General features: G+C 72.9%; 13 protein-coding genes. 7 read left to right on the top strand and 6 right to left on the bottom strand.

What is annotated here, in order from left to right:
- Positions 1-163: 163 nt before the first annotated feature.
- Positions 164-928, top strand: coding sequence for a DUF4239 domain-containing protein (locus ACLU3S_RS29365; RefSeq protein ID WP_413954991.1), 765 nt, complete (start codon positions 164-166; stop codon positions 926-928).
- Positions 929-1,056: 128 nt separating this feature from the next.
- On the opposite strand, the gene ACLU3S_RS29360 is transcribed toward ACLU3S_RS29365, so the two are convergent.
- Positions 1,057-1,968, bottom strand: a complete 912-nt coding sequence (locus ACLU3S_RS29360) for a hypothetical protein (RefSeq protein ID WP_413954990.1) — start codon at positions 1,966-1,968, stop codon at positions 1,057-1,059.
- Between the two features lie 335 nt (positions 1,969-2,303).
- On the opposite strand from ACLU3S_RS29360, the gene ACLU3S_RS29355 reads away from it, so the two are divergent.
- On the top strand, positions 2,304-2,984 hold the full coding sequence (locus tag ACLU3S_RS29355; RefSeq protein WP_413954989.1) for a class F sortase: 681 nt from the start codon (positions 2,304-2,306) through the stop codon (positions 2,982-2,984).
- 37 nt (positions 2,985-3,021) lie between these two features.
- Here ACLU3S_RS29355 and ACLU3S_RS29350 read toward each other — a convergent pair whose 3' ends face one another.
- Both ACLU3S_RS29350 and lysX read right to left on the bottom strand, forming a co-directional pair.
- The gene (locus tag ACLU3S_RS29350) at positions 3,022-3,861 is read right to left on the bottom strand and encodes a polysaccharide deacetylase family protein (RefSeq protein ID WP_413954988.1); all 840 of its coding nucleotides are present in this window, start codon (positions 3,859-3,861) and stop codon (positions 3,022-3,024) included.
- A gap of 113 nt (positions 3,862-3,974) precedes the next feature.
- The gene (gene lysX / locus ACLU3S_RS29345; protein WP_413954987.1) at positions 3,975-7,253 is read right to left on the bottom strand and encodes a bifunctional lysylphosphatidylglycerol synthetase/lysine--tRNA ligase LysX; all 3,279 of its coding nucleotides are present in this window, start codon (positions 7,251-7,253) and stop codon (positions 3,975-3,977) included.
- Positions 7,254-7,361: 108 nt separating this feature from the next.
- Here lysX and ACLU3S_RS29340 point away from each other — a divergent pair, with 108 nt between their 5' ends.
- Complete coding sequence (locus tag ACLU3S_RS29340; RefSeq protein ID WP_413954986.1) at positions 7,362-7,832, top strand: universal stress protein; 471 nt, start codon at positions 7,362-7,364, stop codon at positions 7,830-7,832.
- 508 nt (positions 7,833-8,340) lie between these two features.
- Positions 8,341-9,765: an amino acid permease gene (locus tag ACLU3S_RS29335; RefSeq protein WP_413954985.1), complete on the top strand. Its 1,425-nt coding sequence runs from the start codon at positions 8,341-8,343 to the stop codon at positions 9,763-9,765.
- On the opposite strand, the gene ACLU3S_RS29330 is transcribed toward ACLU3S_RS29335, so the two are convergent.
- Complete coding sequence (locus ACLU3S_RS29330) at positions 9,766-10,923, bottom strand: CapA family protein (protein ID WP_413954984.1); 1,158 nt, start codon at positions 10,921-10,923, stop codon at positions 9,766-9,768.
- 232 nt (positions 10,924-11,155) lie between these two features.
- Between ACLU3S_RS29330 and ACLU3S_RS29325 the strand changes: the two genes are divergently transcribed.
- The 3 genes from ACLU3S_RS29325 to ACLU3S_RS29315 all read left to right on the top strand — a co-directional run bounded on the left by ACLU3S_RS29325 (position 11,156) and on the right by ACLU3S_RS29315 (position 13,212).
- On the top strand, positions 11,156-11,725 hold the full coding sequence (locus tag ACLU3S_RS29325; RefSeq protein ID WP_413954983.1) for a sigma-70 family RNA polymerase sigma factor: 570 nt from the start codon (positions 11,156-11,158) through the stop codon (positions 11,723-11,725).
- Positions 11,726-11,868: 143 nt separating this feature from the next.
- Complete coding sequence (locus ACLU3S_RS29320; protein ID WP_413954982.1) at positions 11,869-12,384, top strand: hypothetical protein; 516 nt, start codon at positions 11,869-11,871, stop codon at positions 12,382-12,384.
- A gap of 174 nt (positions 12,385-12,558) precedes the next feature.
- On the top strand, positions 12,559-13,212 hold the full coding sequence (locus ACLU3S_RS29315) for a zf-HC2 domain-containing protein (protein WP_413954981.1): 654 nt from the start codon (positions 12,559-12,561) through the stop codon (positions 13,210-13,212).
- Between the two features lie 16 nt (positions 13,213-13,228).
- Here the strand turns inward: ACLU3S_RS29315 and ACLU3S_RS29310 are convergent, their stop codons facing one another.
- Complete coding sequence (locus tag ACLU3S_RS29310) at positions 13,229-14,092, bottom strand: Fpg/Nei family DNA glycosylase (RefSeq protein ID WP_413954980.1); 864 nt, start codon at positions 14,090-14,092, stop codon at positions 13,229-13,231.
- 39 nt (positions 14,093-14,131) lie between these two features.
- On the bottom strand, positions 14,132-16,228 hold the full coding sequence (locus ACLU3S_RS29305) for a SpoIIE family protein phosphatase (protein WP_413954979.1): 2,097 nt from the start codon (positions 16,226-16,228) through the stop codon (positions 14,132-14,134).
- Positions 16,229-16,429 lie beyond the last annotated feature (201 nt).

The following is a 16,429-nucleotide window of genomic DNA, read 5'->3' as shown; positions in this document are numbered from 1 at the left end:
CCGGTGAGCTACCCGGCCTACCGCCCGCATCCCGCCGGGCATCCCGCGCCCGGCCACACCGCGCCCGTCACCTACGTCCTGCTCATCGCCGTCCCCGCGATCGTCGCCGTCGCGGCCCTGCGCCCGCGCTGACGCGCCGCCCGCTCACCTTTGGAGGTATCCGTTGTCGGATTGGCTCGTTCTCGTCCTCGCGATGCTGGGCGCCTGCGCCGTGGTGGTCGTGATCACCCTCGTACGGCACAAGCGGGCTCCCGCGGACGAGGACCCCAGCGAGACCCCGGACGTCATCGAGTACATGACGATGTGGATCGGCGTCGTGTACGCCATCGTCCTGGGCCTGGCCATCGCGGGCGTCTGGGAGGCCCGCAGCTCCGCCCAGGACTACGTGCAGTCCGAGGCGCAGGCACTGCACGAGATCTCGGAGCGGGTCCGGGTCTATCCGCCGGACGTGCGGGACCGGATCCGCGGCGATGTCAACGCCTATGTCAGCTATGTCGTGCACACCGAGTGGAGCACGATGTCCCGCGACGCGCGCCTCACCGACCGCGGCACCGCGCTGCTGCAGCAGGTCCGCCAGGACGTCACCGACTACAAGCCGAAGAACGAGTTCGAGGCGCAGGCCTACCAGCCGCTGCTGGACCAGATGACCGCCGCCGACCAGGCACGCAACGCGCGCGCCGACTCCACGGGGGCCACCATGCCGCCGGTGGTGTGGTGGGGGCTGCTCGCCGGGGCGGTGATCACCGTCGGCATGGTGTTCGCGCTGCAGATCCGGCGCACGAAACGCGAGCTGGTCCTGGCCGGACTGTTCTCCGCGACCATCGCCTTCATGCTGTTCCTCATCTGGGACTTCGACGCCCCCTACAGCCGGGGCATCGCGGTCACCGCGGAGCCGTTCCTGAACCTGTTCCCGGCTGTGACGGGATAGCGGAACCGGGCGCCGGCGGGCCTGCGCCCGGTTCCGCGAGGAAAACGGGCGAAGGCCCGCCGGGCGGGAGCTGCGGTCCTCTCGTTCCGCTCCGCCGCCGCAGGGGGCGGTGGCGGGGCCCGCGGTCCTCAGACCCGTCTCTCGCTCCGGCGGCGCAGCAGGTGGAGGCCGCCGCCGGCCAGGGACGCGGCGACCAGGCCCGCGCCGATGGCCATGTCGGCCTTGGTGGCGCCGACGGCCTTGCTGCCGCCGACGCCGCCCTGGACGCCGCCGAGCACGGTGAAGGCCGCCGGACGGGTCAGCGTACGGCCGTCGCAGCGCACGGTGACGTCGTACCGGCCGGGCCGGGCCGCGCGGTCGACGTAGACGACGCCACGCGCACTGTCGTCGCCCAGGGGCGTCAGCGGGACGGCGTTGAAGACGCTCGAGGACATGGTGCCGGCCCGGCAGCCGTCCACGGCCACGAGCATCTGGGACCCGGCGGAGATCACGCCGGGCGTGGTGACGATGTTGCGCAGGTTGCTCGCGCCGGCGGCGCTGCTCCCGGAGGCGCCGAACTGACCGGGGCCGTTGGCACCGTTGGCAGAGCCGGCGGGGTTGGCACCGCCTGCGGGGTTGGCACCGTTGGCGCCATTGGCGGTGTTGGTGGTGGTGGCGCCGTTGGCGGTGTTGGGGACCGGTCGGTCGGCGGCTCCGCGGTCCGTGCCGGTGCGGTCGGTGTCCGTGGTGCTGTAGCCGGGGCCGTTGCCGACGCTGGTCAATCCGCCCGGGCGGCTGCCGTTGGCATGGTCGTCGGTGTTGCCGCCGCGGTTGGCGTCGGCGGTGCCGCTGCTGGTGCCGGCGCGGTCGCCGTGATGGGCGTTGGCATTGGCGTTGTCGCTGCCGTTGCCCGTGCCGTTGGCGCCGCTGTAGCCGGCGACGGCCCCTGTGTTCACGGGGGCGCCTGAGCCGCCCATGTCGTCTGCGGCGGCCACGGGGGCGGCGAGCCCCAGTACGGCGACCGCGGTGCACGCTGCCCCCAGCGCACGTCGGTTACGCATGACTTCCTCCGCGGGAGGCCGCCCGGGTTCCGTACCCGGGCCGATCGGCGAGAAAGCGCCTCCCGATCAAACCCTCGGACGCGCGGAACACGCCCGCATGTCGAGAATGGTCCGTCCAGGTGAGCCGACACACCGCACGACAAGCACACAATCGGATATTTCCGCAGGTCATGGCCCGTCAGAAAATTCCTGGGAATCGCAACTCGGATGGCGCACCCGAAAGGGTGCCCGCCACCCGTTCGCCACTTTCCCCCATCGCCCCTCGCGCGCGCGGGACTTAGCGTTTTCCCATGCGCGAGGGACGGGGCGACGGCCGGATAGAGAGGAGATGGCGAATGTCTGCGTCCGAGCTGTCCGAGCTGTCCGAGCTTGCCGAATGGGAGGATCAACGGAGGAAGCGCGCCCCGTGGGGCGTGATAGCGCTCGTCCTGCTGACCGGTCTGGCGCTCATCCGCAACGGTTCGGGGGAGTTCGACGTGGGTCCGCCGCAGCCGGCCTCGGTCGCGGCCCCGGACAGTCACGCTCCCCAGGACACCGTCACCACCGCGCTCGCCCCGCTGCCGTTCTCCGCCGCCGCGCGGGTGCGGATCCCCGCGATCCACGTGGACGCACCGGTCGTCCCCGTCGGGCTGGACGCGAACGGCTGGGTCGGCGCGCCGCCGCCGGACGACGCCAATCTGGCCGGGTGGTTCACCGGGGCGGTCTCCCCCGGCGAGAACGGCACCGCGGTCATCGTCGGCCATGTCGACAACCAGAAGGGCCCCGCCGTGTTCTACGGTCTCGGGGCCCTGAGGAAGGGAAACCGGATCGACGTCCTGCGCAAGGACGGAAGGACAGCGGTGTTCGAGATCTACGGCGTCGAGGTCTTCGAGAAGAACAGCTTTCCCGGCGACCGGGTGTACGGCTCGAAGGGGGCCCCGGAACTCCGCGTCATCACCTGCGGCGGCGTCTTCTCGAGGCAGACCGGCTATCAGGGAAACGTGGTCGTCTTCGCCCGTCTGGTCGCGGTCTCCTGAACCGGCGGGGCCGGACGGGCGAATTCCTCCGTCACCGTCACAGGCGCCTGGGCGGCACGGTGAGGTGATATCCGGAGTCGAGCAGATAGGGCAGCCATTCGTGGATGGCCTGCACGGTCTGGGAACGGTCGCCCCCGGCGTCGTGCGAGAGCACGACGACACCGGGGGCGGCGCCGCTCTCCACACGGTCGATGATGGTGCTGGTCCCGGGCTCCTCCCAGTCGGTGGTGTCCACCGTCCAGGCCATCGGCTCCATGTCCATTGCGGCCCCCAGTTGGAATGCGGCGCGGTTCCAGGCGCCGTAGGGGGCGCGGAACCACTGCGGGTGCTCGCCGTAGGTCTTCTCGATGATGTCGCTGGTGCGCCCCATCTCGGACTTGATCTCCTTGCGGCTGAGGGTGGTCAGCAGCGGATGCGTCCAGGTGTGGTTGCCCACCACGTGGCCCTCGTCGGCCATCCGGGCCACCAGGCCCTTGTTCTCCACGACGCACTCCCCGCACAAGAAGAACATCGCGCGCACGTCGTACCGGGCCAGGGTGTCGAGGATGTGCGGGGTGTACTCCGGGTTGGGGCCGTCGTCGAACGTCAGCATCATGTGCCTGCCGCGCCCGGAGATCTGCAGGATGGGTTCCGTGCGCACCTTCAGCTTGCGCGGCGCGGCCTTGGGCGGGCCGTCCCCGATGAGCGGCTGGAGCCGGAAGGCGGAGGACTTGAGCGCCTGGCGGGCCTGCGGGCCGGCGACGGGAGCGGGGGCGGCGGCGCGTACGGCTTCCCCGTCGCCGCCAGCCGCTACGAGGCCGGCCGTGCCCGCGGCCCCCAGCGCGGCGGCCCCGGCGAGGAGCATCCGGCGACGCGTGAACAACTGATCCTTCTGCATGACTCATCAGTCGCCCCGCGAGACTCCGGGGCACCACGACGCCACCGGTGCGGCGGCGGGAAATCACCCGGTCGGAGCAACGCCGGGTTTCCGGACGCCGGCGAGTGCCCGGGTCAGCGGCGGCGTACCAGCGGGAACGGCAGCGTCTCACGGATCGTCAGGCCGGTGAGGAACATGACCATCCGGTCGACGCCGATGCCCAGGCCGCCGGTCGGGGGCATCGCGTAGTCGAGGGCCTGCAGGAAGTCCTCGTCCAGCTCCATGGCCTCCGGGTCCCCGCCCGCCGCCCGCAGCGACTGCTCGGTGAGGCGGCGGCGCTGTTCGACGGGGTCGGTCAGTTCGGAGTAGGCGGTGCCGAGTTCGGTGCCGAAGGCGACGAGGTCCCAGCGTTCGGCCAGCCGCGGATCGGTGCGGTGCTGCCGGGTCAGCGGCGAGACGTCGGTCGGGAAGTCCTTGTAGAAGGTGGGCAGTGCGGTGCGTTCCTCGACGAGCCGCTCGTACATCTCCAGCACGACGTCGCCGGGCCCGTCGTCGGCGGTGTACGGCACGCCCGTGCGGTCGCACAGCCGGTGCAGGCGCAGCAGCTCGGTGCCGGGGCCGATCTCCTCCCCCAGCACCTCGGACAGCGCGCCGTACACGGTCCGGACCGGCCACGGCCCCGAGATGTCGTGCTCCTGGCCGTCCCTGCGGGCCACCGGGGCTCCGAAGGCGGCCGTCGCGGCGCCCTGGATCAGCTCGCGGGCGAGGTCGAGCATGACGTCGTAGTCGGCGTGCGCCTGGTAGGCCTCCAGCATGGTGAACTCGGGGTTGTGCTTGTGGGAGACGCCCTCGTTGCGGAAGGTGCGGCCCAGTTCGAAGACCTTCTCCAGGCCGCCGACGCACAGCCGCTTCAGGTACAGCTCCGGGGCGATGCGCAGGTACAGGTCGAGGTCGTAGGCGTTGCTGTGGGTGGTGAAGGGCCGGGCGTTGGCGCCGCCATGGATCTGCTGCAGCATCGGCGTCTCGACCTCGAGGAAGCCGCGGTCCAGCAGGCCCCGGCGCAGGGCCTGTACGGCGGCGGAGCGGGCGCGCAGCACCGCGCGGGCGTCGGGGTTGATGACCAGGTCGAGGTAGCGGCGCCGGACCCTGGTCTCGGGGTCGGCCAGGCCCCGGCGCTTGTCCGGCAGGGGGCGCAGGCACTTGCCGGTGAGCTGCCAGGAGGTGGCGAAGACGGTGGGCTCGCCCTTCTCGCTCAGCCCGGTGCGGCCGGTGACGGTGACGTGGTCGCCGATGTCGGTGTCGGCGGTGAAGCGGCCGAGGGCGGCGCCGGAGCGGTCGCGGGTGAGGGCGATCTGGTGGTCGCCGGACCAGTCGCGCAGGACGGCGAAGACGATGCCGCCGAAGTCGCGGACCAGCATGACGCGTCCGGCCACGGTGACGTCCTCGCCGGGCGGCACGTCGGCGAGGGCGTGGGTGGGGGCTCGGACGCCGACCGGGTAGGGGTCGGTGCCGGTGGCGCGCAGGCGGTCGAGCTTGCGGTGCCGGACGCGGACCTGGTCGGGCAGGCCCTCGTCCGGGGGTGCGGGCCCGGCCTGCTCCACTCCGTCGAGGCCGTGCGCCGTCAGGGACGGCAGTCCCTCGGTCGTGGCGGGCCGCTGCCCGGTCCTCGGGTGCCCCTTTCCCCAGAGTTTGCGCAGGGACGGTACGGACACGAAGCCCTCGGCGATGCCGGAGGCGAGACCGATGCGGGCGAGGGAGGCGGTGTCGCAGTAGCAGATGAAGCGCGGGTACCACTCCGGGTGGTACTTGGCGTTGGAGCGGTACAGGGCCTCCAGCTGCCACCAGCGTGAGAAGAACAGCAGCAGACGGCGCCAGAGCCTGAGGACCGGCCCCGCCCCGATGCGGGCACCCTCCTCGAAGACGGACCGGAAGACGGCGAAGTTCAGCGAGACCCGGTGCACGCCCAGCTTGGGTGCGGCGGCGCACAGTTCCGCGGCCATGAACTCCATCACCCCGTTGGGGGCGGCGCGGTCACGGCGCATCAGGTCCAGGGAGACGCCGTCGCGTCCCCAGGGCACGAAGGAGAGCAGGGCGAGGAGCCGGCCGTCGTCGCCGAGGGCCTCCACCAGCAGGCAGTCCCCGTCGGCGGGGTCGCCGAGCCGGTCCAGGGCCATGGAGAAGCCGCGCTCGGTCTCGGTGTCGCGCCAGGCGTCGGCCTTGTCGACGATCTCCTCCATCTCCCGCTCGCTCAGCGCGCTGTGCCGGCGGATGCGGCAGGTGGCGCCGGTGCGGCGGACCCGGTGCACGGCCTGCCGGGTGACGCGCATGTCCCGGCCGTTCAGGTCGAAGTCGGCGACGTGCACGACGGCCTCGTCGCCGAGCTGCAGGGCGCCGAGGCCGGCCCGGGCGTAGGCGCGGGCGCCGTCCTCGGAGGCGCCCATGACGGCGGGCGCCCAGGCGTGGCGGCGGGCCACGTCCAGCCAGGCGGCGATGGCGTGCGGCCACGCTTCCGGGTCTCCGACGGGGTCCCCGCTGGCCAGGCACACCCCGGCCTCGACGCGGTAGGTGACGGCGGCCTTGCCGCTGGCCGAGAAGACGACGGCCTTGTCGCGGCGGGTGGCGAAGTAGCCGAGGGAGTCCCGCTCGCCGTACGCCCTGAGCAGGGCGCGGATGCGGGCCTCCTCGTCGCCGTGCAGAGCGGCTTCCAGCCGCTGTGAACGGAAGAGCGCGGCGGCGGCGTTCAGCAGGGCGAGCGCGCCGAGCAGGCCGAGCACGAAGGTGACCGTGCGCGGCGGGCGGCCGGCGAAGGAGCCGGCCGAGACCAGCCCGCCGCACACCCGGTCGGCCGCCCAGGCCAGGTGCTCGTTCGCCGGCAGGCTGCCCGGGAACAGCATGACCAGCCCCCAGCCGAGCAGGATCGCCACGGCGAGCCCGCCCAGCAGGACGGCGAGCGCCCGCCACACGGCGCCGCGCCGGGAGGCGGCGTAGAACTCCTCGCGCGCCACGATCAGCAGGAGCAGCAGCAGGCCGCACAGCACCAGGGACGGCAGTGACGCGGCGTACAGGCCGAGGGCCACGCCGAGCGCATCGCTGAGGACGACCAGGCCGAGGTAGACGACGACCAGCCACCAGGCGACCTTCTTGCGCGCTGCGGTGGCGCCGGCCAGCAGGAACAGGAAGACCGCGTAGGCGAGGTTGGCGCTGATGGGGACCAGCACGAGGTCGAGGGCGTGGACGACCGGACGGAGCAGACGGCGCAGCGGTTCGACGAGCGCGAGCAGGGCGCACAGCAGACCGAGCGCGGCGAAGAGGGTCGCGAAGGCCTTCGGCACCCAGCCGAGGCGGACGCCGGCGGGCGGTCGTATCCGGGCCGGGGCGTCCCTCCGCGCGGCGGGCTCCGCGGTGGCAGTCATGGTTCCGACTGTAGGAAGGGGCCGGGCGGCTCGCCCGTCGAGCGCCGAGGTGAATCCGCCGAGGTCCGGGCCTCGGCTGGAACCGCCGATTCCGATAGCCTCGGACTCGTGACGGAACAGCACGAGCAGCGCTCGCACGAATTCGAACGGGGCACGGACGGGCCGAAGGTCATCGTCGTCGGCGTGGACGGTTCGGACTCGTCGCTGCGTGCCGCCGCGTACGCGAGCGGCCTGGCCCGGCGGCAGGGCGCGCTGCTGGCGGTGGTGTACGTGCAGCCGGTGCTCGCCGCCGGGGCCTCGCTCGGGGCGCCGGTGGCGGAGACGACCGACGAGATCGCCGAGGACCTGGTCACCTACATCCGGGAGGCGGCCGAGCGGCTCAAGGGGATGTTCGAGATGCGCTGGGAGTTCCACACCTTCCGCGGGGACCCCTACAACGGTCTGGTGAAGGCGGCCGACGAACTCAAGGCGGACGCGCTGGTGGTGGGCGCCTCGGAGCAGGCCGGCCACCGGATCATCGGCTCGGTGGCGGTCCGGCTGGTGAAGGCGGGGCGGTGGCCGGTCACGGTCGTCCCGTAGGCGGCGACGGCGGCGGTGGCCGCACCGGGCCGCCGAGCGTGTCCGGTGGGCGCCGCGGGCGTGGCGGGACAGCGGCTGCCGCCGGCCGGGCGGTGCCGGCGCGCAGGGCCCGCCCGGACGCGACCGCCGCCGGCTTCCCGGCGGTCGGCGCCTGCTCCGTCGTCCGGCCGGCGGGAAGCGGATGTCCGCACCGGTGGTCCTGGTGGCTCCGGACGCCGATCGGCCCGGCACCCGGCGCGGCTCTTCGGTGCCGCAGAGGGATGGCGGGCTCCTCGCGGACGCCGATCGGCCCGGCACCCGGCGCGGCTCTTCGGTGCCGCAGAGGGATGGCGGGCTCCTGGCGGAGGCCGAGCGGGCCGGCTGCCGTACGGGGCCGGGTCGGGTGTCGGGGATCCGCATCGAATGCGTGGGCCCCCATTCGGCATGCGTGGTGCCTTCCCAGCCGGACCCCGCTGAGCCATCATGATCCGCCTGTCAGCCGTTTGCCGTCGGCGAAGAGGTGAGGCGCATGGCAAGGCTTCGCGCGGGTGAGGGGATTCTGCGTCGCAAACCCATCGAGCACATCGAGGACACGGAGGTCGGCGAGGGCCCCCGGCTGGAGAGATCGCTGGGGCTGTGGCAGCTCACGGCGATCGGCGTGGGCGGCATCATCGGCGCCGGCATCTTCACGCTCGCCGGCACGGTGGCCCACGGCACGGCCGGCCCCGCGGTGCTGGTGTCCTTCCTGATCGCCGGTGTCGCGAGCGCGTGCGCGGCGCTGTCGTACGCCGAGTTCGCGGGGCTGATCCCGAAGGCGGGGTCGGCCTACACCTACGGGTACGCGGTGCTCGGCGAGTTCGCGGGCTGGTTCATCGGCTGGGACCTGCTGCTGGAGTACACGGCGATCGTGGCGGTCGTCGCGATCGGCATCTCCGGCTACTTCGGCTTCCTGGTCGAGGAGATGGGCGCGAACCTGCCGCAGTGGATGCTGGGCGCGCCCGGCACCGGGAGCGGGCACCGGGTGGACCTGTTCGCGGTGGTGCTGTGCCTGCTGATCGCCTGGCTGCTGAACCTGGGCATCCGCAGCGCGGCCCGCTTCGAGACGCTGGTGGTCGCGCTGAAGGTGATCGTGGTCCTGCTGGTGATCGCGGTGGGCGTGTTCCACATCAGCCGCGGCAACTACCACCCCTTCTTCCCCTTCGGCATCGGCGGTACCTTCACGGGTGCGGCGACGGTGTTCTTCGCGGTGTTCGGCTACGACGCCATGTCGACGGCGGCCGAGGAGTCCAAGGACGCGCAGCGGCACATGCCGAAGGCGATCATCTACTCGCTGGCGATCTCCATGGTGCTGTACGTGGCGGCCTGCCTGGTCCTGACGGGCATGCAGAACTACCAGGACATCGACCCGGAGAGCGGCTTCTCCTCGGCGTTCAAGTCGGTGGGCCTGAGCGGGCTCGCGGACGTGATCGCGGTCGGGGCGATCATCGGCATCCTCACGGTGATGTTCACGTTCATGCTGGGCGTGACCCGCGTGTGGTTCTCGATGTCCCGCGACGGCCTGCTGCCCCGGTGGTTCGCCAAGACGCACCCCACGCGGCACGTGCCGACCCGGGTGACCTGGATCGTCGGGGTGGCGTCGGCCGTCATCGCCGGGTTCATCCCCATCGGCGAGGCGGCCGAGCTGACCAACATCGGCATCCTGCTGGCGTTCGTCGTGGTGTGCACGGCGGTGATCGTGCTGCGCTACCGGCAGCCGGACCTGCCGCGCAGGTTCCGCACGCCGTGGATGCCGTTCGTGCCGGCGCTGGGTGTCGTCTTCTCGGTCTGGCTGATCACGTTCCTGCAGTGGCAGACGTGGGTGCGGTTCGCGGTGTGGTTCCTGATCGGGTGCGCGATCTACTTCGGCTACTCCTACCGGCGCTCGGCGCTGGCCGGAACGCCGCCCGCCGAGTGATCACTCCGCCATGACCAGGCCGTCCGCGGCGGCGCCGCGGCTGAGCACCACGTCCCTGATCCGGTCGCGCACCCCGGCCAGGTCGGCGCCGTCGGCGATGGCCCGGTTGACGTCGACGACGCGGCCGGCGTCGACGTCGTACATCTGCGGGACGAACTCGGCCCTCGTGACCTGCCAGCGCCCGCCCGGCCGGGCGGGCGCGGCGAAGGTGAAGCGGCCCAGGGTGGACTGGGTCCGGCGCGGGTCGCGGGTGCCGCGGCCGTCGGCCCTCTCGCCGGCGATCTGGTCGCCCAGGCCGTAGACCACCCAGGTGCCGTTGACCTTCTCGTACGGCTGCGGGACGTGGGCGTGGGTGCCGAGGATCAGGTCGATGTCGGGGCGGCCGCCGGTGGTGGCGGCGGTCAGCCGCCGGGCCAGGTCGAGCTGTGCCGGGTCGGGGGCGTCCTGTCCCTCGGTGCCCCAGTGCACGGAGACCACGACCACGTCGGCGCCGGACCGCCGGGCGGCGCGGGCGTCACCGATCACGCGCTTCGGGTCGATCAGGCTCACCGCCCACGGCTGTCCGGCCGGCAGCGGGTGGCCGCCGGTGCCGAACGTGTACGACAGGTGCGCGATCCTGGCCGGCCCGGCCTGGTAGACCGTCAGGTAGCGGGCCTCGTCCTCGGTGCGGGCGGTCCCGGCGTGCCGCAGGCCCGCCTCGTCCATGGCGTCGAGGGTGAGCCGGATGCCCGGGGCGCCGTCGTCCAGGGCATGGTCGGAGGCGGTGGCGCAGCCGTCGTAGCCGGTCGCGACGAGGTCCTGGGCGATCTGCGGCGGGACGTGGGCGGAGGAGGAGGCGCGCCGGCCGACGACGGTGGCGTAGACGGCGTCCAGGTGACACAGTGCCAGGTCGGCGCCGCGCACGGCGGGACCGGCCCCCGACAGCATGGGCCGGAAGTCGTAGCCGATGCCCGCGGCGTCGTAGGAGGCACGGTCGACGACGGAGTCCTGCGGCACGATGCTGCCCGTGGCCACGAGGGTGAAGCCGCGGGCGGGGGTGGCTCCGGGCGCCGGTGCCACGTTCCGGGAGGAGTGCTGGCGTTCGAGGTTGGCGCAGGCGGCCGCGGTCGCGAGGACAGCGGTCAGCACCAGGGCCACCTGGCGTCTGCGTCCGATCATCGGTTCACCCCACGATCTTCGGCTGTACGGACGTGACGTTCACCGACCTTGCCGCCACAGGCATACGGGTATAAAGGCGACTCTCCGTATGAACGGCGCCAGTACTCTCATCGAGCCGTCCGTCAGTGCCCCGAAGCGCGTGCCCGACCGTTCGCCGACGCGATCGACCGTCCGTCGCAACGCCGTGCGCGCGCCCTGTCCCCCGGCCGCCCCCCTGCGCTGCCATACGGCCATGACGGCCGGAACCTCACTGATCCACGGGACGACACCGCCGACCCACGGGACGACGACCGCCGAGCACGAGCTGGCCGCGCTGCAGCGGGAGCACGGCGGCCCCCTCTTCGCCCTGCTGCTGCGGCTGTGCGACGGGGACCGGCAGCGCGCCGAGGACCTCGTCCAGGAAACCCTGCTGCGCGCCTGGCAGCACCCCGAGGCGCTGCACGCCGCCGACTTCGACTCGGTACGGCCCTGGCTGCTGACCGTCGCCCGGCGGCTCGCGATCGACGCGCGGCGGGCCCGGCGGGCGCGGCCCCGCGAGGTCGGGGACGTCGTCCCGGAGAACGCGCGGATCACCGCCGACCACGCCGAGCGGGCCGCCGCGATGCTGGACGTCCGGGAGGCTGTGAAGACACTCACGCCGGAACACCGTGACGTGCTGGTACTCGTGTACTTCCTCGGTGCCAGTGTGGCGGAAGCGGCGAAAACCCTCGGCGTCCCACCCGGTACCGTGAAGTCCCGCGCGTACTACGCGCTGCGCGCGCTGCGCCGGGTCCTGCCCGGTTACGCGGCCGACCTGCGCTGAAACCGCCTCCAGGGCAAAGCCTTTGCAAAGCGCCTTGCTGCGGCCCCCGTCGGGGCAATGGGCTGTCCTCATCCGCTTTCCGGGCGGGTGGCGGATCCCGGGGATCGGGCGACGCGCACGCACCGGAGGAAGGGCAGGAAGGGATGCTGCACAGAGGTCACGAGAGCACGGACGGCACCGGTGGCGGTGAACTGGCCGTCCCGATGGCCTGGTTGTACGCCGAGTACATCGCCGACGAGCTGCTGCGCACCGGCGATCTGATGCCGCCGACGTCCTTCGAGTTCCGGGCCGGCCGCGACGCGCTGGCGCTGACCGTGTTCCTGTCCGACACCGACGGGGAGCTCTCCGGCATCCGGGTGATCTCCCAGCTGGAGAACTGGCTGTCGCTGACCGCCTACGACCAGCCGTGGCGGGACTGGGTGCGCGAGCGCATGGCCGAGCTGACCGACCGGGCGGCCGGATCCGGCACCCCCTCGCCCGACCTGGCGCTGGCGGCGGAGGCCTGGCGCTGGCTGGAGGAGACCGAGCTGCTGGCGCCCGACCTGGACGCGGTGCCGGGCGGCGGTGCGCTGGCCGGCGAGGACGACGGGCCGAAGGTGTGGACCCCGGCCTGGCGGCTCGGGCTGCCCCTGGGGCATCTGGCCATTCACCTGTTCTGAGCTGCCGGGCCCCGGGGCCCGGATTTTTTCCGGAAACCGACCAATCCACGGGCCGGGCGGCTCCGAATCTCTTGGTCGCGATTCTGTGCGGTGCTTGAGTGATTCGGCTGTCGGCTGCGTACGGGTGGGAGCAAGGAGTAACCCCACCCACACCCATCGGCACGAGGATTCGGCATGAGGTCCCTGGAAAGGCATCGCGACGTCGGCGCATACGCGCTCGGCGTGCTGGACGAGGCGGAGGCCTTCCGCTTCGAGGACCACCTCATGGAGTGCCCCCGGTGCGCGGCACAGGTCACCGAATTCGGCCCGGCCACACGGCAGTTGATGCTGTACCGGCGGGCCACGCCGCGCTTTGTGCACCCCATGGCGCAGCCCGGTCCCCGGCTTCTCGACCGGCTGCTCGGCGAGCTCGCGGTGCGCCGCCGGGCCCACCGCCGCCGCCTCCTGTACGGGCTGGCCGCCTCCGTGGTGCTGGCCGTGGCCGGGTCGGGGATCGTGGCGTTCGCCCGACACGGCGACACCGCCGGCGGGGTCGTCACGGCGACCGATCCGCGGACCGGGGTGTGGGCCGAGGTCAGGGCCGAGGACGGCGACGAGGGCAGCCAACTGCGACTGCGGGTCAAGGACGGCACCGGCCCGCACACCTGCCGCCTGGTGGTCGTGGGCCGCGACGGCTCCGAACAGGTCGCGGGCACCTGGCTCGACTCGGGTCACGGCACCGGCATGTTCACCGGGCTCGCGGCCTCCACGATGCACCTGGACGAGATCGCCCGCTACGAGGTGCGCACCCAGGACGGGCAGCCCCTGGTGACGCTGAGGGCGTCGTAGGCGGTCACCTCGGCGGTCACTTCAGGAGCCGGGAGAGCCTGCGGTCGGCAAGGGGCTTGCCGCCCGTCTGGCAGGTGGGGCAGTACTGGAGCGAGGAGTCGCTGAAGGAGACCTCACGGATGGTGTCGCCGCACACCGGGCAGGGCTCGCCGGTGCGGCCGTGCACGCGCAGGCCGCTCTTCTTCTCCGCCTTCAGCCGTCCGGCGGCCAGCCCCCGGGAACGCTCGACCGCCTCGGTGAGGGTGGTGCGCAGCGCCTCGTACAACTGGTGGGTCTCCTCCGGGGTCAGGGACGCGGCCAATTTGAACGGGGACATCTTCGCCGCGTGCAGGATCTCGTCGCTGTAGGCGTTGCCGATGCCGGCGATCAGGGACTGGTCCCGCAGGGCTCCCTTGAGCCGGCGTCTCTCGTCCTTCAGGAGGGCGGCGAAGCGTGCCTCGTCGAAGCCGGGGGCCAGCGGGTCCGGGCCGAGGCGGGCGATGCCCGGCACCTGGAGCGGATCGCGGACCACGTACACCGCGAGGCGCTTCTGGGTGCCGGCCTCGGTGAGGTCGAAGCCCTCGCCCGTCTCCAGCGCCACCCGCAGGGCGAGCGGCCCCTTGCCGGGCTTCGGCGGGCCGTCCGGCAGCCGGTCCCTCCACTGGAGCCAGCCGGCGCGGGCCAGATGGACGACCAGGTGCAGGCCGCTGTCCGCGGCGAGGTCGAGGAACTTGCCGTGCCGGTGCACCGCGGTCACCCGGGCGCCCTCGAAGGCGGTGACGGGCGGGTCGTACGTCTTCAGGACGCTGACGGCGACCGGCAGCATCCGCACCACCCGGCGGCCGGCCAGGTGCTCGGTGAGGAAGTCCGTCAGCGCTTGAACCTCGGGCAGTTCCGGCATACGTCCAGAGTGCCATCCGGCACCGACAACGCCCCCGGCTCACCCGTCGCCCGCGGTCGGCCGGAACTCGCACCACACCGCCTTGCCGCCGCCGCGCGCCTCCACGCCCCAGCCGTCGGCGAGCACCTCCACCAGGAGCAGCCCGCGGCCGGAGACATCGTTCTCCCCCGCTTCGCGGCGGCGCGGGAGGGCGCTGGAGGAGTCCTCCACCTCGATGCGGAACCTGACGTCCCCGGCGTCGAGGGCCCGCAGGGTGACGATCGCGGCGCCCTCGGTGTGCATCAGGGCGTTCGTGATCAGCTCGTCGGCGGCCAGTTCGATCTCGTCGGCGCGGTCGCCGGCGCCCCAGGAGCGGACCGCGGACCGGATCATGTGCCGGGCCTGGACGAGGGCCTCCGGGTCGCCGGGCGCCACGTGCTGCTGCAGCCGGCTGCCGGGCCGCGCCGTCTCCGGCTCGCGGCGGCGCAGCAGAAGGAAGGCCACGTCGTCGTCCCCGCCGCGCTCCTCGGCCAGCTGGATCAGCCGGTCGGCGAGGGCGTGCACGTCGTGGGGACCCTCGCAGACGTGGGCGACCAGGCTGCGAAGGCCGTCGTCGAGGTCCGTGCCGGGCCGCTCGATGAGCCCGTCGGTGCACAGCAGCAGGGCGTGGCCGGGGTCGAGTTCGACGGTGGAGACGGGGTAGTCGAGACGGCCGAACTCGGCGGACAGCCCGAGCGGCAGCCCGCCCTCGACAGGGACGCGGCGGCAGCCGCCCTCGGTGTTCCGGATCAGCGGGTCGATGTGACCGGCGCGGACCACCTGCACGACCCCGGTCGCCAGGTCGGCCTCGGCGTACAGGCAGGTGGCGAAGCGGTCGGTGTCGAGTTCGTGCAGGAAGACGGAGGCGCGGGCCATCACGGTGGCCGGGGTGTGCCCCTCGGCGGCGTAGGCGCGCAGCACGATGCGCAGCTGGCCCATCACGGCCGCCGCGTGCGTGTCGTGGCCCTGGACGTCGCCGATGACCGCGCCGACCCGGCCTCCCCCGGAGGCGGTGCCCCCGGGCAGCGGGATGAGGTCGTACCAGTCGCCGCCGATGTCCCGGCCCAGGGCGGCCGACCGGTAGCGGACGGCGATGTCGGCACCGGGCACGCTGGGGATGGTGCGGGGCAGCATGGCCTGCTGCAGCCCCTGGGCGAGGTCCTTCTCCTGCTCGTAGAGCATGGCGCGCTGCAGGCTCTGCGCGATGCTGCTGCCGAGGGCCACCAGGACCGCGCGCTCCTCGGCGGAGAAGCCCCGCCGGTCGCTGTAGAGCAGGCCCATCGCGCCGATCGGGCGGGCCTGCGCGATCAGCGGGAGGTAGGCGGCGGAGGTGATGTGCAGGTCGGTCAGGTGCGGCCAGAGGATCGGATAGCCCGCGGCGAACTCCTCCGGCGACTCGATGAAGCGCGGGCTGAGCGTGCGGACGACCTCGCTCATCGGGTACGGCTCGTCCGTCCGGGTGAGCCGGGTGCCCGGCACGGAGGCGTCGGCGGGGCCCTCGGCGACGAGCCGGATCCGACCGGCCTCGACCAGGCCCATCACCAGGCTGGCCGCGCCGAGGTGACGGATGCCGTGGGTGCTCTTGAGGGCGTCGATGACGTCCCGGACGCTGCGGGCGTGCGCGAGTGCGGCCGAGACGACCTGGACGACGTTGGTCTGCTGGCGCAGGGCCTCGTCCTGGGCGGCCCGCAGGCTCCGCGCCCCGCTCTCGGCGAGTTCCTCCGTGGCGTCGCGGACGATGCCGACGACCCGGCGGGGACGGCCGGTCCCGTCGCGGCGGATGTAGCCCTGCGTGTGCGTCCAGCGCGAGGTGCCGTCCCGGCAGCGGATGCGGAAGTAGGCACCGTAGTTCTCGTGCCCGTTCTTGATGGCCCGGGACACGACCGCGTCCAGCCGGGCCGCCTCCGGCTCCGGCACCCGGACGGCCAGGGACTCGGGGTGGTCGTCGTACTCCTCGGGCCGCAGGTCGAACACCTCGTGCGCCTGCGCGTCCATGTGGAACAGACCCGTGTCCAGGTCCCAGTCGAAGGTGCCCATGCGGTTGAGCGCCAGGATCGGGTCCGGATGGGCGGGCCAGTCCCCCGGGAGTGACAGGGCACTCGCACCCCGGTCAGCCATGGGGCCACCTTGCCAGGATTCGCCGGATTCTTCGACCCCGGCCGGGGACAGGCTCACGGCCCGCGCTCAGCCGTCGCCGACGCCGGCAGGGCCGTCGAAGTCGTCCAGGGAGGCGTACGGGTTCACCGGGACGGCCGTACTGGGGATCGCGGTGCTCTGCCGCGCGGAGCCCGTCGTGCCGTTCGCGGGTGCGGCGCCGTG

The organism is Streptomyces sp. AF1A (genome assembly GCF_047340315.1).
Lineage (GTDB): Bacteria > Actinomycetota > Actinomycetes > Streptomycetales > Streptomycetaceae > Streptomyces.
Note: the sequence above shows the minus strand (reverse complement) of the source record. Positions and strands in the feature narration are given on the sequence as shown.

Bases quoted from the DNA above. Each gene is read 5' to 3' on its own strand.
- ACLU3S_RS29360 (WP_413954990.1), bottom strand. From the start codon at position 1,968: ATGCGTAACCGACGTGCGCTGGGGGCAGCGTGCACCGCGGTCGCCGTA.
- ACLU3S_RS29355 (WP_413954989.1), top strand. From the start codon at position 2,304: ATGTCTGCGTCCGAGCTGTCCGAGCTGTCCGAGCTTGCCGAATGGGAG.
- ACLU3S_RS29350 (WP_413954988.1), bottom strand. From the start codon at position 3,861: ATGCAGAAGGATCAGTTGTTCACGCGTCGCCGGATGCTCCTCGCCGGG.
- lysX (WP_413954987.1), bottom strand. From the start codon at position 7,253: ATGACTGCCACCGCGGAGCCCGCCGCGCGGAGGGACGCCCCGGCCCGG.
- ACLU3S_RS29335 (WP_413954985.1), top strand. From the start codon at position 8,341: ATGGCAAGGCTTCGCGCGGGTGAGGGGATTCTGCGTCGCAAACCCATC.
- ACLU3S_RS29330 (WP_413954984.1), bottom strand. From the start codon at position 10,923: ATGATCGGACGCAGACGCCAGGTGGCCCTGGTGCTGACCGCTGTCCTC.
- ACLU3S_RS29325 (WP_413954983.1), top strand. From the start codon at position 11,156: ATGACGGCCGGAACCTCACTGATCCACGGGACGACACCGCCGACCCAC.
- ACLU3S_RS29320 (WP_413954982.1), top strand. From the start codon at position 11,869: ATGCTGCACAGAGGTCACGAGAGCACGGACGGCACCGGTGGCGGTGAA.
- ACLU3S_RS29315 (WP_413954981.1), top strand. From the start codon at position 12,559: ATGAGGTCCCTGGAAAGGCATCGCGACGTCGGCGCATACGCGCTCGGC.
- ACLU3S_RS29310 (WP_413954980.1), bottom strand. From the start codon at position 14,092: ATGCCGGAACTGCCCGAGGTTCAAGCGCTGACGGACTTCCTCACCGAG.
- ACLU3S_RS29305 (WP_413954979.1), bottom strand. From the start codon at position 16,228: ATGGCTGACCGGGGTGCGAGTGCCCTGTCACTCCCGGGGGACTGGCCC.